This is a genomic window from Lysobacter sp. M2-1 (assembly GCF_022662495.1).
Taxonomy (GTDB): domain Bacteria; phylum Pseudomonadota; class Gammaproteobacteria; order Xanthomonadales; family Xanthomonadaceae; genus JAKPBU01.
The window spans coordinates 382,026-407,585 of record NZ_JAKPBU010000001.1; the positions used below are offsets into that span (position 1 = coordinate 382,026).

General features: G+C 66.3%; 18 protein-coding genes. 5 read left to right on the forward strand and 13 right to left on the reverse strand.

What is annotated here, in order from left to right:
- Nucleotides 1–99 precede the first annotated feature (99 nt).
- On the forward strand, nucleotides 100–1,044 hold the full coding sequence (gene gcvA, locus MC375_RS01615) for a transcriptional regulator GcvA (protein ID WP_242101531.1): 945 nt from the start codon (nucleotides 100–102) through the stop codon (nucleotides 1,042–1,044).
- Nucleotides 1,045–1,071: 27 nt separating this feature from the next.
- Here gcvA and MC375_RS01620 read toward each other — a convergent pair whose 3' ends face one another.
- Nucleotides 1,072–2,367 carry an MFS transporter gene (locus MC375_RS01620; protein ID WP_242101532.1) on the reverse strand — a complete coding sequence of 432 codons (1,296 nt, stop codon included), beginning with the start codon at nucleotides 2,365–2,367 and terminating at the stop codon, nucleotides 1,072–1,074.
- 6 nt (nucleotides 2,368–2,373) lie between these two features.
- Between MC375_RS01620 and MC375_RS01625 the strand changes: the two genes are divergently transcribed.
- Nucleotides 2,374–3,444, forward strand: a complete 1,071-nt coding sequence (locus tag MC375_RS01625) for a DMT family transporter (protein WP_242101533.1) — start codon at nucleotides 2,374–2,376, stop codon at nucleotides 3,442–3,444.
- A gap of 34 nt (nucleotides 3,445–3,478) precedes the next feature.
- On the opposite strand, the gene MC375_RS01630 is transcribed toward MC375_RS01625, so the two are convergent.
- The 6 genes from MC375_RS01630 to MC375_RS01655 all read right to left on the reverse strand — a co-directional run bounded on the left by MC375_RS01630 (nucleotide 3,479) and on the right by MC375_RS01655 (nucleotide 14,171).
- Nucleotides 3,479–4,480 carry an alpha/beta hydrolase-fold protein gene (locus tag MC375_RS01630; protein ID WP_242101534.1) on the reverse strand — a complete coding sequence of 334 codons (1,002 nt, stop codon included), beginning with the start codon at nucleotides 4,478–4,480 and terminating at the stop codon, nucleotides 3,479–3,481.
- 4 nt (nucleotides 4,481–4,484) lie between these two features.
- Nucleotides 4,485–6,554, reverse strand: a complete 2,070-nt coding sequence (locus MC375_RS01635) for a beta-galactosidase (RefSeq protein ID WP_242101535.1) — start codon at nucleotides 6,552–6,554, stop codon at nucleotides 4,485–4,487.
- On the reverse strand, nucleotides 6,551–8,488 hold the full coding sequence (locus MC375_RS01640; protein WP_242101536.1) for a glycoside hydrolase family 97 protein: 1,938 nt from the start codon (nucleotides 8,486–8,488) through the stop codon (nucleotides 6,551–6,553). Before MC375_RS01640 ends, MC375_RS01635 begins: the two co-directional genes overlap by 4 nt.
- Before the next feature lie 20 nt (nucleotides 8,489–8,508).
- Nucleotides 8,509–11,478, reverse strand: a complete 2,970-nt coding sequence (locus MC375_RS01645; RefSeq protein ID WP_242101537.1) for a TIM-barrel domain-containing protein — start codon at nucleotides 11,476–11,478, stop codon at nucleotides 8,509–8,511.
- A 124-nt stretch (nucleotides 11,479–11,602) separates the two neighbouring features.
- Nucleotides 11,603–13,645: a glycoside hydrolase family 9 protein gene (locus tag MC375_RS01650; protein ID WP_242101538.1), complete on the reverse strand. Its 2,043-nt coding sequence runs from the start codon at nucleotides 13,643–13,645 to the stop codon at nucleotides 11,603–11,605.
- A 307-nt stretch (nucleotides 13,646–13,952) separates the two neighbouring features.
- Entirely contained in the window at nucleotides 13,953–14,171 is a 219-nt protein-coding gene (locus MC375_RS01655; protein WP_242101539.1) for a hypothetical protein, read from the reverse strand.
- A gap of 32 nt (nucleotides 14,172–14,203) precedes the next feature.
- On the opposite strand from MC375_RS01655, the gene MC375_RS01660 reads away from it, so the two are divergent.
- Nucleotides 14,204–16,648 carry a glycoside hydrolase family 2 TIM barrel-domain containing protein gene (locus MC375_RS01660; protein ID WP_242101540.1) on the forward strand — a complete coding sequence of 815 codons (2,445 nt, stop codon included), beginning with the start codon at nucleotides 14,204–14,206 and terminating at the stop codon, nucleotides 16,646–16,648.
- A 221-nt stretch (nucleotides 16,649–16,869) separates the two neighbouring features.
- On the opposite strand, the gene MC375_RS01665 is transcribed toward MC375_RS01660, so the two are convergent.
- The 4 genes from MC375_RS01665 to MC375_RS01680 form a co-directional block, all read right to left on the reverse strand.
- Nucleotides 16,870–18,027 (reverse strand): Gfo/Idh/MocA family oxidoreductase, encoded by a 1,158-nt coding sequence (locus MC375_RS01665; protein WP_242101541.1) that lies wholly within the window; start codon nucleotides 18,025–18,027, stop codon nucleotides 16,870–16,872.
- Nucleotides 18,024–19,076, reverse strand: coding sequence for a sugar phosphate isomerase/epimerase (locus tag MC375_RS01670; RefSeq protein ID WP_242101542.1), 1,053 nt, complete (start codon nucleotides 19,074–19,076; stop codon nucleotides 18,024–18,026). Before MC375_RS01670 ends, MC375_RS01665 begins: the two co-directional genes overlap by 4 nt.
- 133 nt (nucleotides 19,077–19,209) lie before the next feature.
- On the reverse strand, nucleotides 19,210–20,394 hold the full coding sequence (locus tag MC375_RS01675; RefSeq protein ID WP_242101543.1) for an MFS transporter: 1,185 nt from the start codon (nucleotides 20,392–20,394) through the stop codon (nucleotides 19,210–19,212).
- A gap of 79 nt (nucleotides 20,395–20,473) precedes the next feature.
- Nucleotides 20,474–21,208, reverse strand: coding sequence for a DUF1080 domain-containing protein (locus tag MC375_RS01680; RefSeq protein WP_242101544.1), 735 nt, complete (start codon nucleotides 21,206–21,208; stop codon nucleotides 20,474–20,476).
- A gap of 326 nt (nucleotides 21,209–21,534) precedes the next feature.
- Between MC375_RS01680 and MC375_RS01685 the strand changes: the two genes are divergently transcribed.
- Together MC375_RS01685 and MC375_RS01690 are read left to right on the forward strand one after the other, a co-directional pair.
- On the forward strand, nucleotides 21,535–23,223 hold the full coding sequence (locus MC375_RS01685) for a GMC family oxidoreductase (protein WP_242102927.1): 1,689 nt from the start codon (nucleotides 21,535–21,537) through the stop codon (nucleotides 23,221–23,223).
- Entirely contained in the window at nucleotides 23,220–23,855 is a 636-nt protein-coding gene (locus MC375_RS01690) for a gluconate 2-dehydrogenase subunit 3 family protein (protein ID WP_242101545.1), read from the forward strand. The genes MC375_RS01685 and MC375_RS01690 overlap by 4 nt, the downstream gene beginning before the upstream one ends.
- A 352-nt stretch (nucleotides 23,856–24,207) precedes the next feature.
- On the opposite strand, the gene MC375_RS01695 is transcribed toward MC375_RS01690, so the two are convergent.
- Together MC375_RS01695 and MC375_RS01700 are read right to left on the reverse strand one after the other, a co-directional pair.
- Entirely contained in the window at nucleotides 24,208–24,684 is a 477-nt protein-coding gene (locus MC375_RS01695) for a heme-binding protein (protein WP_242101546.1), read from the reverse strand.
- Between the two features lie 320 nt (nucleotides 24,685–25,004).
- Nucleotides 25,005–25,409 (reverse strand): hypothetical protein, encoded by a 405-nt coding sequence (locus MC375_RS01700; protein WP_242101547.1) that lies wholly within the window; start codon nucleotides 25,407–25,409, stop codon nucleotides 25,005–25,007.
- Nucleotides 25,410–25,560: the final 151 nt, after the last annotated feature.

Genomic DNA, 25,560 nt, shown 5'->3' on the forward strand with positions numbered 1-25,560 from the left:
CCAACAGCGCAGAGCGCGACAAACGAGATGTTTTGCGGCCCGCATTAGAAAAACTAACTTGATAGGATGCGGCCCCGGCACCCGCGAGCCCGAGCCATCGTGAAGCCCCGCCATCCCGCCCCGCTCAATGCCCTGCGAGCCTTCGAAGCGGCCGCGCGGTGCTCCAGTTTCCAGGCCGCCGCGGCGCAGTTGTTCGTCACCCCGGCGGCGGTGAGCCACCAGGTGAAACGCCTGGAGGCGTACCTGGGAGTGGAGCTGTTCCAGCGCGGCCATCGCTCGGTCGAGCTGACCACAGAGGGGGAAGCGCTGGCCACGTCCTTGAGCGAACTGTTCGGACAGCTCGACCTGGCCCTGGACCGCGTCACCGCGCCCACGGCTGCGCACCTGCGTGTCAGCACCATGGAGTCCTTTGCCGCGAAATGGCTCGCGCCCAGACTGCACCGCTTCCATCGCGACTGCCCCGAACTCAAGGTCCGCATCGAGACGGGCAACGAACCTGTCGATTTCGTCCGCGGTGGCATCGATGTCGCCATCCGCTATGGGCCCGGCGACTACCCGGGCCTGTGCGTCGAGCGGCTCATGGACGCACCGGTGTTTCCGGTCTGCGCGCCTTCGCTGATGGGCGACGGACTCCCGCCGCTAACGTCACCCAGCGACCTGCAGCACCACACGCTGCTCCATGACGAAAGCGCCGCCGGCCGTTCCGGTGTCCCGGACTGGGGTGCATGGCTGGAAGCCGCTGGCGCAAGCGGGGTGGACGCGACCCGGGGCCCGGTTTTCGCGAGCATCTATCTGGCGCAGGAGGCGGCTGTCGCTGGCCATGGCATCGCGCTGGGCGTCGCCCCGCTGGTCGAAGAGGATCTGCAGCGCGGTCGCCTGGTCAAGCCGTTCGACCATTCGCTCGCCAACGCTTACGCCTTCTGGATCGTTCGCCGGGATGGCACCGACAACCACCAGGCGATCGATGCCTTCCGACGGTGGTTGCGGGAGGAGGCATCCGGGATACGTTCAGGCCAGAGTGTTGCCGCGGCAGCGACGCGATGATCGCCGATGTCCGCAATCGACCACTGGTCACTGATCCAGCTTGACGCGCTGAAACACCGCCAATAGCGTCAAGTCATAGGCAATTTTGAGGACCCCGCATAACAGCAAGGGTGCAGCCAGGTGCCCTGCGGCAAGCATTGCGCCACTCAAAGTGGGGCTCACCGCCGCGGCGAGGCTCCGCGGCACCAGGGTATAGCCGGCAGCGGCCGTTCGTTCTGGTGCAGATACCACGGACATGACGTACGCCGACCGTGTCGGGACGTCCATCTGCGACAGGAGTGCACGCAATAGCAGGAAGCCCAGCGCGAGTTCGAGATCTGGCGCAAGCGCCGCCGCGATGAGCGCCAGACTGGATGGGATGTGAGTGAACACCATCGTATTGAGCAACCCGATCCGCCTGGCGATCCATGGCGCGGCCAGCTGTGAGAGAGCCGCCATCAGGCCGGCCCAGAAGAAAAAGCTTCCCGCCGCAGTCAGTGAAAGATCGAAACGCTTGAAGAGCCACAACGCGAGCAAGGACTGGACAAGCAGCCCGCCCGCAAATGCATCGACCGAGAACAGCATCGCGAGCCTTACAACGACAGGACGCGACTTGCCTAGCCCAACGGCAGGAGGATTCGGTGCCTGACCGGGGCCGGGCAATTTGCGATAGAGCAACCAGATGACGAAGCCTGCGAAGGCATAGATCCCGAACATGATGCGCATCGCAGGCAGCGCTGCCACCCCCACATTCGCCAGCTGCTCCGGCGCCGCCGCGGCGAGTGCCCCGAAGGCCGCGCAAACAGCACCGGTCAGGCTATAGCGGGCAAACAGTCGGGTTCGATCATGTCCTTCCGCGGCATGGGCCAGCCGCGCATGCTCCAGTGGCAAGAACACGCTCACATCGCCAGAACTCGGGTTCAACGTGCCGACGAAGGCCACCACGACCAATGGCCAGAAGTCCGAGAACACGGTAAACGACAACCCTGTCAGCGCCATCAGGATGGCCGCCATGCGCAGCAAGTGGGCGCCATGCAGTCGATGGCCCCATTTGCTTACCAGCAACGTCATCAGCGCGGAGCCGAGCAACGTCGCCGTGCTCAGCAAGCCCACCTCTACCGTGCCCAGTCCGAGAGTCAGCAGATAGGCCGGGAGCAACACCGCTACAAAGCCATCGACGAACGCGCGAATGCCGCGCCCCAGCAGCAGGAGCTTCGCCTCACGATGGGCGACGGATGCGTCCAGAAGAAGACGGCCAGCGAACAGGTTTCGCCATCTTAACGGTCGACCCGAGCGCGCGTGGGCAGGCTCGGCCATAGCACCGGCTGCCTGATCCGGCATCATGACGCCATGCGCTTCCACACCAAATGGACGCCAGGAATCGGTCCGGCCTTGTTGGCGGCATTGCTGTTCGGCGCCAGCACACCTTTGGCCAAGCTCCTGATCGCGCATGTCTCGCCGATCGTGCTCGCGGGCCTGCTCTATGCCGGCTCCGGGTTGGGCTTGGGCCTGTGGCTGCTGCTAAGGCGATTGCGACCCAACAATCCATCCGCGGAGGCCGGGTTGCAACGCCGCGATATTCCATGGCTCGCCGGGGCGGTGTTCACCGGCGGCGTGGTCGGCCCGGTTCTGTTGATGCTCGGTCTTGCGAGTACCCCCGCATCCACCGCCTCCTTGCTGCTCAACCTGGAAAGCGTGCTCACCGCACTGCTGGCCTGGGTCGTGTTTCGCGAGAACGTGGACTTCCGGATCTTCCTCGGCATGGTCGTCATCGTGGCCGGCGGTGTATTGCTTTCGTGGACGCAGGCACCGCGTGCCGGTCTGCCGTGGGGCGCCTTCGCAATCGCTGGCGCCTGCGCCTGCTGGGCGATCGACAACAATCTCACCCGCGCCGTGTCCGGCGGCGACCCGGTCCAGATCGCCGCGATCAAAGGCGGTCTCGCAGGCGTCATCAATATCGCTGTCGCTCTGTGCATGGGGCATCGGCTGCCGGATGCAGCGCTTGTACTGGCCGCAGGAGCCATCGGCCTGGCGGGCTATGGGGTCAGCCTGGTCGCATTCGTTCTGGCATTACGCCACCTGGGCTCGGCCCGCACCGGCGCGTATTTTTCGACCGCACCCTTCGTAGGCGCCGCACTTTCGCTTGTACTCCTGCGCGAAGCGCCTAGCTTCAGCTTCTGGATCGCTGGCGGGCTCATGGCGCTGGGCGTATGGCTGCACATCAGCGAACACCATGAGCACGAGCACACGCACGAGGCGATGGAACACGAGCATCTGCATGCGCACGATGAACATCACCAGCATACGCACGACGTCCCTTCGGACGGCCGCGAGCCCCACTCGCACCCGCACCGGCACGAGCCCATGATCCACTCACATCCGCATTATCCCGATCTGCATCATCGCCACGGACATGGCTAGCCATCGGCTGCATTGGCCAGTCCACTAGCGGCCGCTACGGCCGATGGTCCCGCAGCTCGTGGCGCTCCGCGAAGATCCTCTGCGCGAAGTGGTAGAGATTGTTGGCCCAGCTGTCGCCGTCGTGGCCGTGGTCGTCGACGTTCCAGACATGCGGGATGCCGTGCCGTTTCAGGTACACATGCAGGTCCTGGGAGACGTTGATCAACCCGTCGCGGTTGCCGCATGACAGGTACAACAGCGCGAACCGTTCGCGCATCGCCCCGGGATCGGGCAGCAATTCCGCCGGCGGCCGGGTGTTGGGGGCTGGGGAGAAGGCGCCGACCCAGCCGAACGCATCGGGATGGCCGAGACCGAAGTTCAACGCCTGCCCGCCGCCCATCGAGAGGCCGGCGATCGCCCGATGTTCGCGGTCGGCGTAGGCCGAATACTTCGCTTCGACGGCAGGGATCAGGAATTCCAGCAGGTCGCGTTCGAACCTGGCGAAGCCGGCCGCGTTCTCCGGGGTGAAAACGCGCTCCTGCGGCGGGCTGCGATCGTCCGGCAGTGCGCGGCCGTTGGGCATGACCACGATCATCGGCGCCGCCTTGCCGTCGGCGATGAGGTTGTCCAGGATCGCGTGGGCACGCACATAGCCGCGCCATTCGTCCTGGTTGCCGCCGATGCCGTGCAGCAGGTAGAGCACCGGGTATTTCCGGTCGGCCGAATAGCCCGCCGGCAGATAGACCTGCGCCCGCCGACGCGTACCGGTGACGCCCGACTCGTAGGCCAACTCCACCACTTGCCCCTGCGCAACGCCTGCACGGACGTCCCTGAAACCGGACGGCGCATTGGCGAATGCGCGCACGTCGTCCGGGCCGAGCACGATGGGCCGGGCGAAGTTGGCGCGCGCCCGTTCTGGAGTGACCTGTTCCGCGTCCCGCGCGAACGAAGCGCCGGCGGTGGACAACAGGAGAAAGCAGGTCAGGGCGCCGCCGAGCAGCTTCATGGCGGGGGACGCTTCGTGCCGTGGCCGGTTGCGCATGGCGTTCGTAGTCATTGGATTACTGTTTCTCCAACAGGTCGACACCGAGCGGCTCCAGGCGCAACTTGCCCGACCAGCGCTTTCCGGAAAGCGCGCCGTGCATCGGGCTGTCGAGCGTCACCTCCCTGCTCTCGCTGGTGGTGTTGACGTAGAGAACGCGACCATCGACTTCGCGCGCGTACACGCCTTCAGGCGTCTTCGGCCCCGGCTCGATGCCCAGGCTCGCATACAGCTGCCGATACAGCGGCCTCATGATCTGCGGCTGCGCCGGGGTGGCGACATAGATCGCGCGCCCCTTGCCGAACCGGTTCGCCGAGATCGCCGGCGGCGTGCCGTCCACATTGGAGAACAGCGCGATCGTTTCCGCCGTGGACGGTTCCAGCACCTCGTAGTACGCGATCTTGCTCTCGATAGCCTGGTCGCCCAGCCCGGTCACCGTCGTACCGGTCCTGTAGAACTCGCTGGTATGCAACCCGAAAACATCGGAGAGACGTCCCGGCAACGGCGTGTCGTACCACTGGTTGTGCGCGTTCACCTTGGCGGAGAACGCCGTCATGATCACCGTGCCGCCGTCGGCGACGAACTTCCGCAACGCGTTGGCACCGGCGTCGTCCAGCAGATACAGCCCCGGCACGACGACCAGTCGGTAGCGCGAGAGATCCTCGTGGGCGATGTTGACGACAGCGGCGTCGATGTTGTCCTTCAACAGGGGCTCGAAGGCGTTGTGCGCCTGCTCGAGATAGGGCGTGGTGAGGTACCGGCGCACGCCATCTCCGGGTGCACTGGACGCGATGCGGTTGTCGAAGGAGTACGCGATCGCGATCTTCGGCTGCGTCTGGCGCGGAAAGCCCAATCCCTGCAGCCTGGCGAACTCGCCGGCGATGGTCGCCCATTCCTTCAGCTTCCAGGAAGGCTGGTCGTCATGGTCGATGAGGCCGAACAGCGTCTGCTCCTCGCCGCCGAGGTGGGTATTGAAAGTCCATGCCAGCGCCGTCTGCGCGCCCAGCAGCAGTCCGAAATGCGCCCACATCCGCGACCGCCCCTTGGTCCCGTAGACCCCGGGGCTGCCGGTGGTGAATTCGTTGAACCAGATCGGCGTGTGCAAGCCGCCCTTGATCATCAGCGCATCGAAGGCGGTGCCCACCGGCGGGTCGCCGTAGTACTCGGGGTAGAAACCCATCGCGCCGTAGCTTGCGTACTCGCGCTGGGTCGCCAGGTAATCGAAGCCCTTGCGGCCGGAGCCGTCCCACAGGTTCGAGATGACCGGCTTGTCCGGCACGTTCTTCTTCCGGATCGACTCCAGCTCCCGCAGCACGTCGATGGTGGTGTCGGACCAGTAGCGGCGCAGATCGAGGTAGCGCTCGAACGGGCCGGGGCCTTCGGCGTACGGCAATTGCACTTCGTCCCAGGCGTTGATGCGCCGCGACCAGCGCTGCGTGGCCCAGGCCTTGTTCAATGCCTCGATGCTGCCGTAGCGCTTCTTCAGCCATTCGACGAAGCGTTCGCGGTCGGCCGGCGAATAGGAAAGATAGCCGTTGCCGATCTCGTTGTTGAAACCGATCGCGAACAGGGCCGGGTGCCGGGCGTAGCGGCTGGTCAGCGTGTCGGCCATGCGCGCGAGCAGGCGCCGGTAATCCGGATCGCCGATGTTGTCCATGTAGCGTTCGGCAGCATGCAGGCGCGTGCCCTGCTGCGTGACGATGTCCACGCCCGGATACCGGTGATGCAGCCAGATCGGTGCAGGCTGCCCGGGAATGTCGAGGATCACCTTGATGCCGGCGTCGTGCATCCGGTCCATGATCCAGTCGAAGGTCGCGAAGTCGAACCGGCCCTCGGCGGGCTCGAAGTAGTCCCACGACAGGTCGCCCATCCGAACGACCTTCAAACCCGCCTGGCGCATCAACGCGATGTCGCGCTGGATCTGTTCGCGGCTGCGGTCCACCGGCTGGTAGCAGGTGCCGACGAACAGCTGACCGGAACCCGGCCAGTCGGGATGGCCCTCGGCGCTCTGCGCGAGCGCCGCAGAGCCGCAGAACGGCGCGAAGGCCAGCATCCAAGCGGCGACTGCCTTGCGGAGCTTCGCGTTCACGGCGCGGCGGGCTCCAGGATCGCGGCAGCGCCGCCGGCAGGCGACTGGCGCAACTCGAGCACGTCGCCCGCCGCGACGATGCGCTCGCTGCGTCGCACGTCGTCGGGCGCCTGGCCGTCTTCCCACACCGTCGCGCGGTAGCGGCCCTCGGGCAGGAAGTCCAGCGGCACGCGCGCGCTGCGGGCCTCGTCGGCGGTCATCGCGCCGAGGTACCAGGCCGCGCCCGAGCGCCGCGCCAGCACGATGTCGCGCCCGGGCTCGCCCGCGAGGAATCGGGTTTCGTCCCAGGCGGTGGGTACGCGGCGGATGAATTCGAAGCCGGCCGCGTCGCGATACGCGTCCGGGTCGTCGGCCACCATCTGCAGCGGGCTGTCGTAGACCACGAACATCGCCAGCGCCTGGCCGCGGGTGGTCTGGGTGAACGGCAGCACGTCGCGCACTTCGAAGGTCGCGGGTGTGCGGTTGCGGAAGCCGCCCGGCGTGTAGTCCATCGGACCGTTGAGCATGCGCGTGTAAGGCAGCATCAGGTTGTGGCGCGCAGTGATGAGCGGAGTCCACTTGTTCCACTCGGCACCCATCACCCCTTCCTGGGTGATGAAGTTCGGGTAGGTGCGTTGCAGGCCCGCAGGCATGTAGGCGCCGTGCAGGTTCAGCAACAACTTTCGTTTGGCGGTGGCCGCCGCGATGCGCTCGTGGAAGTCGACCATTTCCTGATCGTCGCGTTCCATGAAGTCGACCTTGATGCCGCGGATGCCCCAGCGCACCCAGGTGTCCAGCACCTCGTCCATGCGCGCGTCCATGTGCTTCCAGTGCGCCCACAGCAGCAGGCTCACGCCCTTGGACTCGGCGTAGCGCACCAGGGCGGGCATGTCCACGCCATCGACCGCGCGGGTCAGGTCGGTCTCCGGCCGCGCCTCGCAGCACGGGCCGCTGCCCCAGGCCCAGCCGGCGTCCAGCAGCGCATAGGGCAGGCCGGCTTCGGCGGCGAAGTCGATGTAGCGGCGGAAGGCGTCCATCTCCGCCGTGGCGCCCTCGCTGGCCCCGGACCACCAGTTCCAGGCCGCCTTGCCGGGCTTGACCCAGCTGAAGTCGCCCTCGGGCGGCGGGTTGAGGTTGCCCACCAGCGACGAGGCGATGAGGTCGCCCGCGCGGTCGGCCATCATCACCACGCGCCAGGCCGTCCTCAGCCCGCCGCGCGAGACATAGGCCGGCCCGTCGCGCCCCGGTACGGCCGACAGGCGCACCTGCATGGCCGCGCCCTGGCGCCATAGGGACGCACCCGTGTAGCCCTGCAGATAGGACTGGGTGATGGCGTAGTGCGTGCGGCCCGAAGCGGTGGCGCAGACCAACGGCACGTCGTAACCCTTGTCGGTGGTGAGTTCCGAGATGCGTTGGCGCTCGAAGGGTTTTTCGTGCGAGCCGACGTACTCGGTGGCCAGGCAGGACGGATCGCCCGCCGGCACGAAGGCGGTGCGCTCGCCGCGCAGGCGCACCGGCGCCGGGGCGTCGATGCGGTAGCGGAACGCGACGCCGTCGTCGTAGGCGCGCACGTCGATGATGAGCCTGCGCGCGGGCGCATCCTTGTCGCGGCCCGTTTCGCGGAACGTCAGCGTGGCGCCGCGGTAGTGGTCGCGCGCCACCGACGCCTTGGTCGCAACCAGCGGGATTTCGCGGTCGACATCGGTATCTTCGCGGCTTTCCAGCGCCAGTGCGCCGAACGCGGGCGCACCGTCGAATTCCAGACCCAGCGGAGAGTCCGCGATCACGGTCTCCCCGCTTCGCAGCACCGAAAACCGGCTAGCGTCGTCCTCGATGCGGATCTCCGCATGGCCGTCCGGCGACGAAACCGTCGCCTGCCCTGCGAAGGCGGAGCCGGCCGCGGCGGCCCAGCACAATGCGGCGAGCGCCGCGAACAGCATCGTCTGCGTCTTCATGTGGGAGTCTTGGTTTTCCATCAGGGTGTGAACTGAAGTTCGACCGCCTCGCCGCCGAAGCGCACGGTCTTCGCCTGCATGTGGCCGCCGGGGCGCGATGGCATCAGCCGCACGTTCAGCGTGCGCTGCGCGGTCATGTCGGGGAAACCGCCTTCGCGCGCGCCGATGCGCAGCGTCCGCCGCGCATCGTCCCAGGCGAGCGCGACGGTGGCGTACTCGCCCTTCTCGTAGCGATAGCTCTCGCCGTCGTCCTCGTAGAGGGTGAAGCGGCCGTCGGCGCCGGGGTAGATGCGGATCTCGTAGGGCGCGTCCGGCTGCTCGTCGACGTACTGGACCACCGGGCCCAATGGCACGATCGAGCCGGCGCGCACGAATAGCGGGAACTCGTCGATCGGGTATTCGCGCGACACGCTGCGGCCGCCGGCATGGCGATCGCCGGTCCAGAAGTCGAACCAGTCGGTTCCCGCCGGCAGCAGCGTGGCCTGTCGCAGGTCGAGCTGCCGCTGGCGCTCGGCAAGCGAGCTGCGTTCGCTCGGCGTGCGCCAGGCCAGCCGCATCACCCGGCCGCCGCCTTTCTGGAAGTAGTCGACGCGCACGCGCACCGCCTGCCCCTTGCGCAGCGCGACACGCGCTCCTGCGAATCGCGCGCCGGCTTCCTTCCAGTCCTCGACGACGAGCTTGTCGTCGAGCCAGACGCGGAAGCCGTCGTCGCCTTCCACGCCGATCTCGTGCTCGCCGTCTTCGGCGGCGACGATCTGGCCTTGCCAGCGCGCCGAGAAGTCCTGCAGCCCGTCCAGGCCGGGCGGCACGCTGCCCAGCGGTGGGTCGGGCCAATGATGTTCGGCCTGCGTGTCGACCGTGCGGCTGGCGAGCTGCTCGAAGTTCATGCCGCGGTAGTACTCGAGTTCGAGGCCCGGCCGACCGTCGGGCGTGCGCAGCTGCGTCGCCGGCACCGTGGGCGGCGGCGGCAGCTCGGCATGGAACATCGCCTTCGTGATCGGCTGCACCAGGAACGCCGGGCCGAACATGTAAGTGTCGTCCACGTCACGCAGTGCCGTTTGGTCCGGGAAGTCCATCGCCAGACCGCGCATCATCGTGTAGCCGTCGTGCGTGCTGGCCCAGGCCAGACTGTAGATGTAGGGCAGCAGGCGGTAGCGCAGCTGGGCGGCGCGGCGGATCGAGCGGTAGACCGCCGGGTCGAGTGCCTTGAACGTCCACGGCTCGCGCTCGATCGTGGTGCCGTGGATCCGATAGATCGGATTGAAGATGCCAAACTGGTTCCAGCGTGCGAACAGTTCCCGGTACGCCGGGTCGCGTTCGCCGCCGGGCGCGTTGACGAAGAAGCCGCCGATATCCTGGGTCCAGTACGGCAGGCCGGCCATCGAGACGTTCAGCCCGCCGGCGATCTGCGCGCGCAGCGCGGCCCAGCTGGCCGTGGTGTCGCCCGACCATGGCATCGCGCCATAGCGTTGCTGCCCGGCCCAGGCCGAACGGGTCAGGGTGAAGACGCGCTTGTCGCCGAGGTCGGCGCTCGCGCGCTGGCCTTCGTAGACGCCGCGCGTCGTCAGCAGACTGTAGACGTTGAGATAGCGCCCGAAATCGCCCATTGCGTTGCGGCCCAGGCGCTCGATGTCGGCCTCCACCTCGGCCGGATCGTGCGCGGCACCGCCCACCTCCACCTCGGTGCCGTCCATCCACAGCGCGTCGACGCCGACATCGAGCAGGCCCTTCTTCAGGTGCTTGAAGTAGATGGCCCGGCCTTCGTCGCTGAAGGCGTCGTAGATGCGCGCCCGCTTGGAAATCCAGTGCAGCGGCTCGAAGCGCAATCCGCTGGCATCGAGCTCGCTCGCCAGCGCGGTGTCGTTGCCGACCGACGGCCAGATCGACACCATCAACCGTGTGTGCAGATCATCGTGCAGCGTGCGCACCATGCCGGCGGGGTCCGGGTAACGCTCGCGGTCCCAGATCATTCCGCTCCAGTTGCCGTCCCACTGGCCGTCCTTCTGCCCGCCCCAGTACTGCCAGTCCTGCACGATGACGTCCAGCGGGAAGCGCTCCTGGCGGAAGCGCCGCACCACTTCCAGCAGGCGCTGCTGTGTGGCATAGCGCTCCTTGCTCATGAAGAGCCCGAACGCGTACTTCGGGAACATCGGCGCGGCGCCGGTGAGATGGCGGTAGCCGGCGATCACCTCGTCCATCGTGTCGCCGGCCACGAGGTAGTAGTCGACCCCTGCAGGCGCATTTTCGGCACGAAAGGCCGTGCCCTGCGGGCCGTCGGAGAACGTCATCTTCGAATACGTGTCCCACAGCAGGCCATAGCGGCGCGTCGACAGCATGAACGGCACGACGATGCCGATGTTGGTCTGCACCATCAGCACGTCGCGGCCGCGGTAGTCCATGTACGGCTCGTTGTACTGGCCCAGGCCGTAGAGCGACTCGTCGGCCGCCAGCGCGAAGCGCTGCTCGATGGCGTACGTCGGGCTTCCGGACGGTTCGGTGCCCGGCGTGAGCACCGGCGCCTCCTGCTCGCGCATCAGCGGCGTTCCGTCGGGCCGCTGGAAGGCGAGCGTGCCGGTGCGCTTGTCGACGACGACGCGCAGCCCGGGGCCGGCGACGGTGAGCGCGTCTGCGGATTCGGCAATGTCCAGTTGCGATGCCTGCGGCGACGCCACCACGACCAGGCTGGGCTGCCGGGTGTAGGTTTCGCCCTTGTGCGCCGAGACGCGCACGACGCCGTCGCCGTAGAAGAGCACGCTCTTCGTGATGCCGTGCACCTGGAACACGACGCCGCCCGCCGTGCGCACCCAGCCGAAGCCCGCATGGGCCTCGACAGGCAGCCGCTGCAGTTGTCCCGCGGCGTCGAGCGCGCTGGGCAGGTCTGCAGCGCTTGCCGTCCCGGCGCCGGCCAGCACGGCACCGACGAGGCTTGCGACGAGCGCGCGGCAAGCGGCCGCGCGGAGGGTTCCCGATACTCCTGAGGCCATGCTCATGCGCGCTCCAGCCCCGTCAGCTTCACGCGACCGCCGCTGCTGCGAACGCCTTCATCCGCACTCCCTCTTGTGCTGCATTTTTTCATCATGTTCTACACGCAGGCTCGAGGACGAGCGCAGCGCCCTACTTCACATACCGCGACAGCAGCCGGATGTAGGCGGTCTGGTAGCCGTTGGAGTTCTCGGTGATCGGCCACGAATTCAGCGGCCAGCCGTCGTTGAAGTCCTTGTACGCCTTCTGCCCCGGTTGCCCGTACGGCGGCGAGGGACGGGTCGTGCCGCACTTGGGCGATATGCCGGGACAGCGCTCGTCCCAGTCGTACTGCGTGCTGTTCGGGCCACCGACGAGAAAACCCGGTGCGGGACCGTACTGCGAGTCGCGCACGCTGTCCCACGCGGTGCCGTCGGCAAACCACGAGTGGAAGAACTGATCCACCGAATTCTCCGCGCCATGGGCGCCCATGTTCGACAGGTACGCCTTGCCCAGCGGATTGACGCCATGCAGGTAGTGCAGGTACGCCGCGCCCGCGTCGGCGATCTCCGCGGGGCTGTGCTGGCTCAGGCCGTACAGCCCCTGGTCGGCGAACATGCCGCCCATCTGCGCCTTTATCCCGTTGCTGCCCCAATGGTAGGAGTCGATGTGGGCGCGGTAGGGATCGCGCTGATCCGCGATCGCGCCCCAGCCGGCATAGTCCGGGCGTTCCCACAGCTCCGTGTAGCGGGCGCGGATATTCTGCGCCACGCTGGACGTCGCACCCGGCAGCGACGCGTAATACAACAGCGGGCGGTTCACGCCGGCGTTGTAGGGCGACAGCCACCACGACTTCATCATCGGCACTTCGGTGTAGTTGCTGTCGACGTAGTTGCGGTAGGTCGCCTCGCCGGTCAACGCGTACAGATAGATCGCCGCCACCAGGCGCAACTGGGCGCGGCCCTCGTCGTTGGTCTCCTGCTGACCCGCGCCCAGGCCGGCGGTGCCGTGGGCGGCATCGTTGTTGTAGAAGAGCACGCCGGGGTTGGCGATGGCCCAATCCCAGGCGCGCTTTGCGCGCAGGGTCAGGTCGGCGGCGTAGGCATCGTAGGCCGGCTGGTCCAGCGAGGCGTAGACCTGGGCGCCATAGGCGTAGGCCGCCGCCGACGCCAGCGTCGCCGACGTACTCGCATTGCCGTACAGGCTCTGTCCGCTGGCGGCGGAAGGCCGGCCGCCCCCATCGGCCGACGCGAGCCCCACGATGGACAGCACCGAGCCATCGCCGTTCTGCATCCGCACCAGCCAGTCCAGGCCCCACTTCACCTCGTCCAGGAGATCGGGGATGCCGTTGCCGGATTCGGGAAGGTTGAAGTCGTCGGTCCACACCGGTTCGTTCTCGGTGTAGGCATGCAGCAACTCGACGACATAGCCTGCCGCCCAGCTGGTGTACTTGTTGAGGTCGCCGGCGTCGTACCAGCCGCCATGCAGATCGCGCTGGGTCGCCGCATCGCCGGCCGCGTTGTAGCGGCGCGCCTGGGTATCCTGCAGCGGGCCCAGGTGGCTCGCGGCATCGGCCCAGTCGGCGCCCGCGTACTGCGCAGGCTTGGCATGGCCGGCGCGCTGGTAGAAGAAGGTGCGCACCGCCTGCACCAGCACCGGCCGGTACACGTTGGCGCCGATCTGGAACCGGGCCGACCGGACCTTGCGGGTCGCGTCGACCACCTCGTAGGTGCCTGGTGCGGTGACCGCGCTGAAGTCGAATTGCCAGGTGCTGTCGCCGGACGAGGCGTCGACGGCGCCGCTCTTCCAGCGCGTGGGCGTACCGCTGAACACCACGGTGTTCGTCGCCGTATCCACCACCTGCAGCTTCGCGCCCGGCGCGTACTGGTCGGCGCTGTCGAAGCCGTTCACCGGGTTGCGCAGCACTGCCACCTTCTTCAGGCCGGGCAGATAGCCGAACTGATCGACCACGATGAACGGACCGTTGCCCACGACGCCGCGCAGCGTCGCTGGAAGCGGGCCTGCCATGCGCGGCGCGGAGGCGGGTGCCGCAGCGAGTCCGGCTTCGGCCTTTTGTGCGGATGCGGATGCGGGCGTCGACGAGGTTCCGCCGCCGGCTCCGCAGGCCGACAGGCCGGCCACCATGCCGCACAGAACGGACCGGGTCACCACGGCCTGCAGGGATCGTTGTCTCATCGCTTGCTCCACTTCAGTTCAGAAGGCACGCACTGCGACCAGAGAGTTCCATGGATCCGCGGGCGGCAGCAGAGTGTGGCCGCCCGTCCCGGCGACAGTGCATCCGCCGGAAGGCGGCAACCTGCCCGATTCTGCAGGCCACATGCGTACGCCACCAATACCTGAAACTTCATTGCTGGGACACGAATCGATATAGGAACGCGGCGACCACCCTCGTCGCTGTCGCCGCCGGCGGGTTACGAGCAAATCCATCGGCTGGATGAGGCATACATCCATATCCGAATGGATATCGACCGCGACGATATTGTTATTTTTGAAGCATCGACATGCCTTGTAGCATCACCCCGTCAAGCATCGCGGCGCGATCGGCGGCTCCGCTGCCCCGCTTCCTTTTCCGAGGGATCACAGCGTCATCCATGACTGCACCCGAGCGCCGCTTCGACGCAGCCGGACGCAATTCAAAGCCATGCAGGGTTTTGGATGGAGCCTTGGTGTTCCGCATGGCGTGTTCGAGGCGCCAGGTCATCGGCCTTTGCAACATCTGACGGGAGAGCCGCCATGAAAACGATTCCGGCCACGAAACGACGCTTCGCGGCCGCGCTGCTCATGGCGCTCGCCGCATCGCCTGCCTGGGCGGAAGTCCGCAGCCTGTCGCAGGACTGGCGCTTCCACGCCGGGCACGCCGCAGGTGCGGAGCGGGCCGCGTTCGATGACAGTTCCTGGCATCGGGTGGTGGTGCCGCACGATTTCTCGATCACGGACAAACCCGACGGCAGGCCACCGTTCGACCGGGATGCCATCGCCGGCCAGGATTCGGGCTATCTGCCGGGCGGCATCGGCTGGTACCGCCGGCACCTGGTGCTCACGCCGGGCGAGGCCGCCCGCGTCGTCCGGCTGAATTTCGAAGCCGTGTACATGGACGCCGACATCTGGGTGAACGGCGAACACCTGAAGAAGCACCGCTACGGTTACACCGCGTTCTCGGTCGATCTGACCGGCAGGATTCGTGCAGGCAACAACACCATCGTCGTGCGCGTCGACCATGCCGACCCGTCTTCGCGCTGGTATGCCGGCTCGGGACTCATCCGGCCGGTCGCCCTGGAGCTGCTCGATCCGGTCCACATCGAGCCCGAGAGCGTCTTCGTCTCCACCCCGGTGGCGAGCGAAGAGCGGGGCGTGGTCTCGGTGCGCGCCGCCATCGCGAACCGATCGGACAAGGCGCAGTCCGCCGAATGGGTGACCCGGGTGGTTGCGGCCAGCGGCGAGACGGTCGCAGAAGGCCGGCAGGCGCATACGGTGCCCGCCGGTGCGCGCGCGGAACAGTCGCAGGAACTCGCCGTGGCCCGGCCGCGCCTGTGGTCTCCGGATTCCCCCGATCTCTACACGCTGGTGCAGCAGATCCGCATCGACGGCGCGACCGTCGACGAGCGGCGCACCCGCTTCGGCATCCGCACGGTCTCCCTGGACGCCGCCAACGGCCTGCGCATCAACGGCCGGCCGGTGCTGCTGCGCGGCGGCAACATCCACCACGACAATTACATGATCGGCGCCGCGGGCGCGCCCGACGCGGACGCACGCAAGGTCGCGCTGATGAAGGCCGCCGGCTATAACGCCATCCGCAGCGCGCACAACCCGGCCAGCCAGGCCACGCTGGATGCGGCTGACGAGTTGGGCATGCTGGTCATCGACGAAGCCTTCGATGCGTGGAACAAGAGCAAGCGCGACAAGGATTACGCGCGCTACTTCAAGACCGACTGGGCACAGGCCATCGACAGCATGGTCGTCAGCGGCCGCAACCATCCCAGCGTGCTGTTCTGGAGCATCGGCAACGAGATCCCCGAAGACGGCACGCCCGAGGGCGTCGAAACCGGCCGCAGGCTCGCCGAGCGCGTGCGCAGGCTCGATCCGACGCGGCCGGTCACCCAGGGCATCAACGCCGATCCGCCCAGGAGCACGCAACAGGCCGCGGTACTGGACGTGGTCGGCTACAACTATCACGCCCACATCTTCGCCGAGGAGCACGAGCGGCTTCCCGAGCTGACCATGTACACCTCCGAATCCCTGCCGCAAGACCTGTTTGCCTACTGGCGCGCCGTCGAAACCAAGCCGTGGGTGATCGGCGACTTTGTCTGGACTGCGGTGGACTATCTGGGCGAATCGGGTATCGGCTGGATGGGTTACAGCCAGGATTGGCAGAAGCTCGGCCCCTACCCCTGGCACCTGGCGTACTGCGGCGAGATCGATGCGACCGGGCGCATGCGCCCGGCGGCCTACTACCGCCAGGTCGTCTGGAAGACCGGCACCACTCCGATCTCCGCGTTCGTCCGCCAGCCCAAGGGCACAGAGGATCTGCCCGACCGCCACCTGTATCCGATCACGCCGCCGCATCTCGACTGGTCGCTGGACGACGTGCATCCCAGCTGGACCTGGCCGGGACAGGAAGGCCGGCGCCAGGAAGTGGTGGTGTATTCCGAATTGCCGGAAGTGGAACTGTTCCTCAACGCAAAGAGCCTGGGCCGCAAGCCGGTCGGCGTGGACAGCGAATACAAGGCCAGCTACCAGGTGCCCTACGCACCCGGACGCCTGCTCGCCGTGGGCTATCGCGACGGGCGCGAGGCCGCGCGCTGGGAACTGCGCACCGCGGGCGCGCCGGCCGTTGCCGATGTGTCGGTGGACCGCTCGCAGCTCAGCGCCAATGGCGAGGACCTGGCCTACATCGCCGTGGAACTGCACGACGCCGACGGCACCCCCATCTATGCCCGCAACGACGATCGACAGGTCCGCGTACGCGTGAGCGGCGCGGGCGCCCTGGCCGGCATCGGCAACGGCAATCCCATCGACGTGTCCAGCTTCCAGTCCGGCGAACGCAAGACCTTCCACGGGCGTGTGGTCGCCGTGGTCCGCGCCGGCACCCAGGCCGGCCCCATCGTGATCGACATCGAGACCGAAGGCCTGCCTTCCCGCCAGCTGCGGCTGAACGCGGTCGCGCCGCGGCCCCACTGAACGGATCGATTCCCGGCCGCGTTATCGCGCGTGCCCGCGCTGTTTCAAACCTCTACCTGGTGATATTCAGCGGGGAATACGGGCGACGACCTTGATCTCGAAGTCGAACCCCGCGAGCCAGTTGGCGCCGATCGCCGTCCAATTCGGATAAGGCGCTTCGGGAAAGACTTCGCTTTTAGAGGATGCCATCGATGCGCAGCAGCGCTGTTGCGGCTCCGCTGCTACGAGGCGACGGGCACCCAGGCCGCGCCTTGTCGCGCGCTGGCCACCGCAGCTTCGATGAAAGCCATGCCGGCGACGCCGTCGTCGATGCCGGGGAAATCGGGATAGTCCGGCGGCGGTTCGCCGGCAACTTCCGCGGCGATCGCGCGGAACGCTTCGCGATACAAATTGGCGAAGGCTTCCAGGTAGCCTTCCGGATGCCCGGCCGGTATGCGCGTGGCGCCTTGTGCGGCCTCGCCGACATAGGCATTGCCGCGGCGCAGGATTTCGCGCGGGCGGTCCGGGTATTTGACGATCAGTTCGTTGGGATGCTCCTGGTGCCATTCGAGCGAAGCTTCGCTGCCGTACACGCGCAGGATCAGGTTGTTTTCTTCGCCCACCGCGATCTGCGAGCTGTGCAGCACGCCGCGCGCGCCGCCTTCGAAGCGCAGCAGCAGGTTGCCGTCATCCTCCAGGCGGCGGCCGGGCACGAAGGTGGTGAGTTCGGCGCACAGTTCGGTGATGCGCAGGCCGGTGACGTAGCGCGCGAGGTTCTCCGCGTGCACGCCGATGTCGCCCAGGCATCCGGCCGCGCCGCTGCGCGCAGGATCGGTGCGCCATGAGGCCTGCTTGTGGCCGCTGCTTTCGATGTCGCGCGCCAGCCAGCCTTGCGAATACTCCACCACCACCTTGCGCAGCGTGCCGAGCGCGCCACCCCGCACCAGCGCGCGCGCCTGCTTTACCATCGCATTGCCGGTGTAGTTGTGGGTCAGCACGAACACCTTGCCGGTGCGCGCGACCGTCTCCCGCAAGGCGCGCGCCTCGGCCAGCGTCAGCGTGACCGGCTTGTCGCAGACGACATTGAAGCCGTGCTCCAGGAACAGCGTCGCGGCCGGGAAATGCTGGTCGTTCGGGGTGACGATGACGACGAAATCCAGCCGCTCGCTTGATGGAAGCGCCGCTTCGGCCACCGCCATGTCCTGATAGCTGCCATACGCACGTTCGGCGGCGACGAACAAATCGGCCGCCGAATCGCGCGAGCGCTGTGGATCGGACGAGAACGCGCCGGCGACGAGTTCGGCCTGCCCGTCCAGTTGCGCGGCGATGCGGTGCACGGCGCCGATGAACGCGCCACGGCCACCACCGATCATGCCGTAGCGCAGCTTGCGTCCGATCACGAAGCCATCCCTCCGCGCCCACGCTCGAAAGCCGCATCGAACGCCACTGCACTCGGTGGGAAATCGAGCTGGCGCACGTACGCCGCCGCCTCCGCCGCGCCATGCACGCGATCCATGCGCGCGTCCTCCCATTCCACCGACAGCGGGCCGCGATAGCCGATGTCGTTCAACGCCACGATGATGTCCTGGAAGCGCACATCGCCACGCCCGACCGAGCGGAAGTCCCAGTTGCGGCGTGCGTCGCCGAAGTCGGTATGGCCGCCGAACACGCCCACGCTGCCATCGCCGCGTCCCCACCAGACGTCTTTCATATGCACGTGGTAGATGCGCTCGCCGAAGGTGCGCAGGAACCGGATGTAGTCCACGCCCTGGTAGGCGAAGTGCGAGGGATCGAAGTTGAAGCCGAAACGCGGGTGGTGGTCGACCGCTTCCAGAGCGCGCTGCGCGCTGGCGATGTCGAACGCGATCTCGGTGGGATGCACTTCCAGCGCGAAGTTCACATCGACCGCATCGAAGGCATCGAGAATCGGCCGCCAACGCCGCGCGAAATCATCGAAGCCTTTCTGCAAATAGTCCTGCGAGGTCGGCGGGAAGGCATAGACCGCGTGCCAGATCGACGAGCCGGTGAAGCCGGTGACCACGGCCGGAAAATCGATCGCCGCAGCACCCGGCCGCGCATCGAAGAATGCGCGCGCGGCTTTGGCCGTGTCGATCATTCGTTTTGCGGCGCGCTGGCGCACGCCTTCCGGATCGCCGTCGCCCCAGACCCCCGGCGGCAGGATCGCGCGGTGGCGCTCGTCGATCAGGTCGCACACCGCCTGCCCGACCAGATGATTGGCGATCGCATGACAGACCAGCCCCTGCGACTGCAGCACGCTCCAACGCTCGTGCACGTAATCCGGTGATGACAGCGCGCGTTCGACGTCGAAGTGATCGCCCCAGCACGCCAGCTCCAGGCCGTCGTAGCCCATGGCCTTGGCTTGCGCTGCAAGTTCGTCGAGCGACAGGTCGGCCCATTGTCCGGTGAACAGCGTGACGGGACGTGGCATTGCGGACTCCTGTTATTGGTGCGGCAATTTGATGGTTTCACACAGGGGGATGGGAATGGGGAATGGGAACGAAAGATGCACCGTTCCCTATTCTCGCTCTCTCACTCCGCTCTTCCATTCCCGCTCCTTCTGCTCATGCACCGACGCGTTCGATGCGATAGCCGCCGCGCGCGCGGTCGACCAGATGGACGATGCCGAAGATCAATGCGATCGCGACCGGTAGCACCGCCCATACCGGCAACACATTCGCGGCGCCGTAGGTGTTGTTGATCCAGCCCATGACCGGGCCTGCGATCGCGGTCGAGAACGCGCCGGCGGCGCCGATCACCGCCAGCGCGAGCGCGCCCCCGCGCGGGAAGCGCTCGGAAGTCAGCCCGAGCATCGTCGGCCACCAGAATGCGGTGCCGATCGCGAGCAATGCCGCGGCGGCGAACGCCACCGGCGGCGTATCGGCGCGACCGAACAGCCACAGCCCTAGCGCCGCGATCGGTGCGGTCACCGCGATCAGCGTTACCGGCGAAAGTCTGTGCGCCAGGCCACCGCCGAACTGCCGCAGCGCGTACATGATGCCGTTGATCCACACCAGCAGCAGCACGCCGGCCTGCAGCGTGCTGTGCATGACCTCGTTGAAGATGTTGCTGACCCATTGCCCCGGGCCGAGTTCGGTGGCCGCGGTCAGCCACATGCAGACGAACACCACCAGGAACAGCGGGCGCTTGAGTTCGCCATACATCGCACCGGTCGACACGCCGGCCGCCTTGCGTTCGGTGTCCGGGAAACTTTGGGCGAAGAACATCACAGCGTAAATCGCCGCGGGCACCAGCATCAGCAGCATCTTGGCCTGCCAGCCGAGGCCGAGCTGGGTGAAGGCGAAGGCGAGCACGCCGCCGACCACGATGCCGCCCGGGAACCAGGCGTGCAGTTTGACCAACCGCGCGGTCTTGTCGTTCCGGTACAGCGTGGCGATGAGTGGATTGATGCCGGCCTCGACGAAGCCGTTGGCGATACCGATGACCACGGTGGCCGCGAACAGCATGGTGAAATCGGTGGCGAACACGGTGAGCAAGACGCCTGCGATATGTCCCACTGCCGCCAGTTTCAGCAGCCGTCCCATTCCCAGCAGATCGCACAGGGTGCCGCCGAACAGGATCGACAGTCCGAAACCCCAGAACGCGGCGCCGCTGATCCAGCCCAACTGGATCTTGTCGAGCCCGAATTCGAGTTCCAACTCGCCCATGATGTCGCCGCGGATGGCGAAGGACATCGCGGTGGCCAACAGGGCGATGCAACTGGCGACGAACAGGCGCTGCGGATTCATGTCGTTTCTCGCGGATGGGGACGAATACCGTCATCCCCGCCTTCGCGGGGACGACGGGCAAAGGCAGGGCATTCCAATTTCATGGCGACACCGGCCGCGCGATGTCGCGGATCCAGATGTTGCGAAACGCCACCGGATCGCCGTGATCCTGCAGCTGCAACGGCAGCTTTGCGGTGTGCTTCTCGTATTTTGGCTGGCCCTGGTAGACCGTCGATCCGCGCAAGGCCACGTCGTGCTGCACCAGCACGCCGTTGTGGAACACCGTCATGCGCGCCGGCGCCAGCACGCGGCCATCGGCGGCGAAGCGCGGCGCGAGGAACAGCACGTCGTAGCTTTGCCACTCGCCCGGCGGCCGGCTGGCGTTGACCAGCGGCGGGTACTGCTTGTACACGGAGGCCGCCTGGCCGTTGACGTAAGTCTTGTTGCGATACGAATCCAGCACCTGCAGCTCGTAGCGCTCCATCAGGAACACGCCGCTGTTGCTGGCACCCTGCCCTTCGCCCTTTGGCTTTGTCTGCGTGCGGAATTCCAGATGCAGTTGCACGTCGCCGAACGCCTCGCGCGTGCGGATGTCGCCGCTGCCCGGTGTCACCACCAGCGCGCCGTCGACCACTTTCCAGCCGATCGGGCCGCCGCCCTTGGCGTTTTCCCATGCGCCGGTATCGGTCCCCGCGAACAGCACCTTCGCATCGCTCGGCACGCCGCCGGCTGGTGCATCGACCTTCGGCGGCACCGGCTGCCACACCTCGGTCAGCGATGGTGACGGCAGCGCAGGGTCCTGGCCGGACGCGGTCGACAGCACGCATGCGAACACCACTGCGAAGCAAGCCTTGCTCGCCAGTCGCCACCGCTTGTTTGTCGAAGATTTCAGAACCATCCCGGTACCCCTTGCGCAGATGCGACGAGCGCAAGCGAGCCACGTTGGAGAAATGCACATCGGGTCAACATGGTATTCCCTAGCTGCTTCGAGACATATCCGATTGGAATATCTGTTTTGGAATCAGGTGCAACGATGTTGCATTGCGACAACGCATTCGCGTCGCCAACGTTTTCAGGTTTACATGATCGGATCGTTGCGATGTTACCGGCTTTTCGCGGTAGAGTTCCGTCGAACGAGCTCAGGGAAGCACACGCATGTCGATCGGCAACAATTCCTTTGACGCAATCGTGGTCGGCACCGGCGTCAGCGGTGGCTGGGCCGCGAAAGAACTGACCGAGAAGGGATTGAAAACCCTCGTGCTCGATCGCGGGCGCATGGTCAAGCATGGCGACTACCCCACCGCGCACGATCAGCTCTGGGAGCTGCCCTATGCCGGCCGGGCCACGCAGACGGATCTCGAGCAGCAGGCGGTCGCGGCGCGCACCGGTTACGCAATCACGCAAGGCACCAAGCACTGGTTCGTCAACGACGTCGATCACCCGTACATCGAGAAGCAACCTTTCGCCTGGGTGCGCGGCTATCACGTCGGCGGCCGCTCGATCATGTGGGGCAGGCAGTCTTACCGCTGGAGCCCGATGGACTTCGAGGCGAATGCGAAGGAAGGCATCGCCGTCGACTGGCCCATCCGCTACGAGGACATCGCGCCGTGGTACGACCACGTCGAGAGTTTCATCGGCGTCAGCGGTCAGGCGGAAGGTTACGAACAACTGCCGGACGGAAAATTCCTGCCGCCGATGGCGATGAATTGCGTCGAGCAGGACCTCAAGCAGGCGCTCGCCGACAAGATGGGGCGGGCGATGACAATCGGCAGGACCGCGAACCTCACCGCGCCGCTCACGCACAGTCACAGTCCCCAGCGCGGCACCTGCCAATATCGCAACCTGTGCAGCCGGGGTTGTCCGTTCGGTGCCTACTTCAGCAGCAACTCCAGCACGCTGCCCGCGGCGGAGAAGACCGGGAACATGACGCTGCGGCCCAATTCGATCGTCTACGAGCTCATCTATGACGAGAAGAAAGGCAGGGCCAGCGGCGTGCGCGTGCTCGATGCGGAAACCGGCGAGCAGATGGAGTTCCACGCCAAGGTGATCTTCCTGTGCGCGTCCACGTTCGGTTCCACGCACATCCTGATGAATTCCGTCTCCAGCAGGTTTCCCGACGGTTTCGGCAACGACAGCGGCGAGCTCGGCTGCAACATCATGGATCACCACCTCGGGGTCGGCGCCCATGCGATGGTCGATGGCTACGAGGACCGGTACTACAGCGGCAACCGGCCCAACGGCATCTACATTCCGCGCTTCGTCAATATCGGCAAGGACAAGCGCGACTACCTGCGCGGCTTCGGTTACCAGGGCAGCGCGTACCGGTCGGGATGGACCAGGCTGCTCAAGGACGACACGTTCGGCGCGGACCTGAAGGCCAAGGCCGCCGAGCCCGGGCCGTGGGGCATGGGGCTGGGCGGTTTCGGCGAAACCCTGCCGTATCACGACAATCGCGTCACGCTCGATCGCACGCGCAAGGACAAGCATGGCCTACCCGTGCTCGCCATCGATGCCGTGATGCGCGAGAACGAACTGAAGATGCGCAAGGACATGGCGGCCGAGGCGGCGACGATGCTGGAGGCCGCGGGATTCAAGGATGTCCGCAGCGGCGACGGCGGCGACGAGCTGGGGCTCGGTATCCACGAGATGGGCACCGCGCGCATGGGCCGCGACCCGGAAACGTCCGTGCTCAACGCCTGGAACCAGGTGCATGCCTGCAAGAACGTGTATGTCACCGATGGCTCGTGCATGACATCGGCGGCCTGCCAGAACCCGTCGCTCACGTACATGGCGTTGACCGCTCGCGCCGCGGATCACGCTGTCCAGGAACTGAAACGGATGAACCTATGAAGACCGACATCGACATGAACCGCCGCGAGGCGATACGGCGCGTTGCCTTGCTGATGGGAGGCGCCGTTTCGGCGCCGGCCATCCTGGGCGTGCTCGCTGGCTGCAAGGCCGAGCCGGATACGGGTGTGGCATGGAAGCCGGTGTTCCTCACCGCGGCGCAGGCTGCGGTGGTGGCGGAAGTCGCGGAGATCATGATTCCGCGCACCGACACGCCGGGCGCAACGGATGTCGGCATCGCGCCGTTCATCGACAAGATGATGAAGGACACCTATTCGAAGGATGAGCAGCAGCGCTTCGTCGCCGGGCTCGCGGATTTCGAGGCACGGGCGAAGCGCGAACGCGGGCGCGCCTTCCTCGAGCTGGAGCCTGCGCAACGCGCGGCGCAGGTGAAACAGGTGCATGACCCGGCCGTCGAAGCAGATCGGGAATCGACCGTTCCGCTCGAAAAGCGGCGTCGTCCTTTCATCCTTACGATGAAGGAACTCACCTTGCTCGGCTACTTCACCTCCGAACCCGGCGCCACGCAGGTGTTGCAGTACCGCCCTGTTCCCGGTGCGTATCAAGCGTGCATTCCGCTGGCGCAGGCGGGGAACGGCAAGACGTGGGCCACGGAGACGAGCTACCGGTTCTGATCCACCCATTGAAGCCCCTCTCCCATCGGGAGAGGGGTGGGGAGCAAGGTGGAACTGCTCAACCTTGCCGGCTGCATGGACAGCAGCGCGAGCAGTTACAAGCACTACGACGTCGCGTCCGAGCCAGAAAGCTGCGTGCACGCGAAAGGCTCGAAGCCCGCGATGTAACACCCGCAATGTTCACAGAGTGCTGACTCGCGGTGGCAATGCCGTGGGGGCAAGTTGCCGCACCGCTCGCGATGCCAGTCTTGGAATGCAGGCAACGGTATATCGCATCGGCATCGAACTGCGCGTTCAGTGGCGCGACGCAATGATCCGGTTGTTTCCGCCTCGCACAGACCTGCGTCGACAGCTAATCCGACTCCGGTTTCGGCGGCGAAACCAGCAGACCCGCCGCCTCCGCCGCCCGGGTTCCACATTCGGTATCGAACTCCGACGACGCACCGGAAACGCCAACCCCACCGATCGCCGTGCCGTCACGGGTAAAGAGCGGCACGCCGCCTTCCATGGTGGCGATCATCGGTGCGGCCGGCGTGTTCCATGTGGCGGTGTCGCGCGTCGAACTGCGGTAGACCGCCGCGGAACGTCCCTTCCACTGCGCCAAAGCAGCGGCAGCCGGCGAGGCGCCATGGTTGGAGAAGCTCACCAGATCGCCACCGTCGTCGAAAACCGCGACAGCGACCGCATGCCCGGCCTGTCCGGCGTTGGCCATGCAATGGTCGCGGATGGCGTCGGCTGTCTTGAAGTCGAGGAACGGCCGCATGGTCTGCGCCTGCGCTCCCGCGCTTGCCAACAAGACGGCCATGGCAACGTGGCCGGCGAAAACCATCGATGTCATCCTGCTCTCCTGTTGTTGGTCCGGGTGATACCCGCTTTCGGCCAGGACCGGTCTCTCCAATGCCTGCAATCCGCAACACTCGAGACCCTGATCGATCAGGGTAAACAGAAATGGACCGCGCTGCACAAGATGATCGAGCAACACTTGAAGTGAAGGTGACTCTTGCGCATCGCACCTTCATGGATCGCCTGCGAATCCCAACGCGACGGCGCTGGCTATCCCCCGACGCTCAGCCGCCCTGTCGGGTGCAGGCGAGGAATGGCCGCGGCGTGATGCGGATCGACCTCCGAGCCACCCTTTGCTTCCAGGGCTCACTGCCGAGGGGTCGACTTCGACCGGTAGTCCGTGCCCTCCGGAGCCCAGAAAAGGGCGCCGGACTTTGAAATCTCCAGGTGGTCCGACAGGCCCCGCTCCCGAAGCTCGCGGCGCAGCCCTTCAATGCCGTCATGGGTCTGGATGATGTAACCCTCGGAGAGAACATCCCCGTAATGCTTCTGGGTGTTTTGACGGGCCAGTTCGACGATGTCCTCGGCCGTCCCGCCGATCGACCAGACGTGTACGTCCTCGTCAGTGGCGTAGGTCCTGATGCGCCATGCGCCGCTGTCCGTTGCCACAAATTGCACCGTGTCGAAGACCTCGTCGGTCGCAGCTTCTTCTGAGTTTTCGAGGTAGCTGCTTCGTACGGCGAGAAAGAAGATGACGAGGACGGTTTTCATGAATGCTATCGCCTGGCTTGGGCCGAGCCGCGATGCGGCTTCCGCGTATGGAAATAGTTGGGTGCTGGCTTACAGGCTCCGGATATCCTCGACGAGTTCAACGAAATCCGTGCCGGTGAACGAGTGACCGCGGCCATCGAACGTGCGGGCC

Bases quoted from the DNA above. Each gene is read 5' to 3' on its own strand.
- MC375_RS01620 (WP_242101532.1), bottom strand. From the start codon at position 2,367: ATGATGCCGGATCAGGCAGCCGGTGCTATGGCCGAGCCTGCCCACGCG.
- MC375_RS01625 (WP_242101533.1), top strand. From the start codon at position 2,374: ATGCGCTTCCACACCAAATGGACGCCAGGAATCGGTCCGGCCTTGTTG.
- MC375_RS01630 (WP_242101534.1), bottom strand. From the start codon at position 4,480: ATGACTACGAACGCCATGCGCAACCGGCCACGGCACGAAGCGTCCCCC.
- MC375_RS01640 (WP_242101536.1), bottom strand. From the start codon at position 8,488: ATGAAGACGCAGACGATGCTGTTCGCGGCGCTCGCCGCATTGTGCTGG.
- MC375_RS01645 (WP_242101537.1), bottom strand. From the start codon at position 11,478: ATGAGCATGGCCTCAGGAGTATCGGGAACCCTCCGCGCGGCCGCTTGC.
- MC375_RS01650 (WP_242101538.1), bottom strand. From the start codon at position 13,645: ATGAGACAACGATCCCTGCAGGCCGTGGTGACCCGGTCCGTTCTGTGC.
- MC375_RS01655 (WP_242101539.1), bottom strand. From the start codon at position 14,171: ATGACCTGGCGCCTCGAACACGCCATGCGGAACACCAAGGCTCCATCC.
- MC375_RS01660 (WP_242101540.1), top strand. From the start codon at position 14,204: ATGAAAACGATTCCGGCCACGAAACGACGCTTCGCGGCCGCGCTGCTC.
- MC375_RS01670 (WP_242101542.1), bottom strand. From the start codon at position 19,076: ATGCCACGTCCCGTCACGCTGTTCACCGGACAATGGGCCGACCTGTCG.
- MC375_RS01675 (WP_242101543.1), bottom strand. From the start codon at position 20,394: ATGAATCCGCAGCGCCTGTTCGTCGCCAGTTGCATCGCCCTGTTGGCC.
- MC375_RS01690 (WP_242101545.1), top strand. From the start codon at position 23,220: ATGAAGACCGACATCGACATGAACCGCCGCGAGGCGATACGGCGCGTT.
- MC375_RS01695 (WP_242101546.1), bottom strand. From the start codon at position 24,684: ATGGTTTTCGCCGGCCACGTTGCCATGGCCGTCTTGTTGGCAAGCGCG.
- MC375_RS01700 (WP_242101547.1), bottom strand. From the start codon at position 25,409: ATGAAAACCGTCCTCGTCATCTTCTTTCTCGCCGTACGAAGCAGCTAC.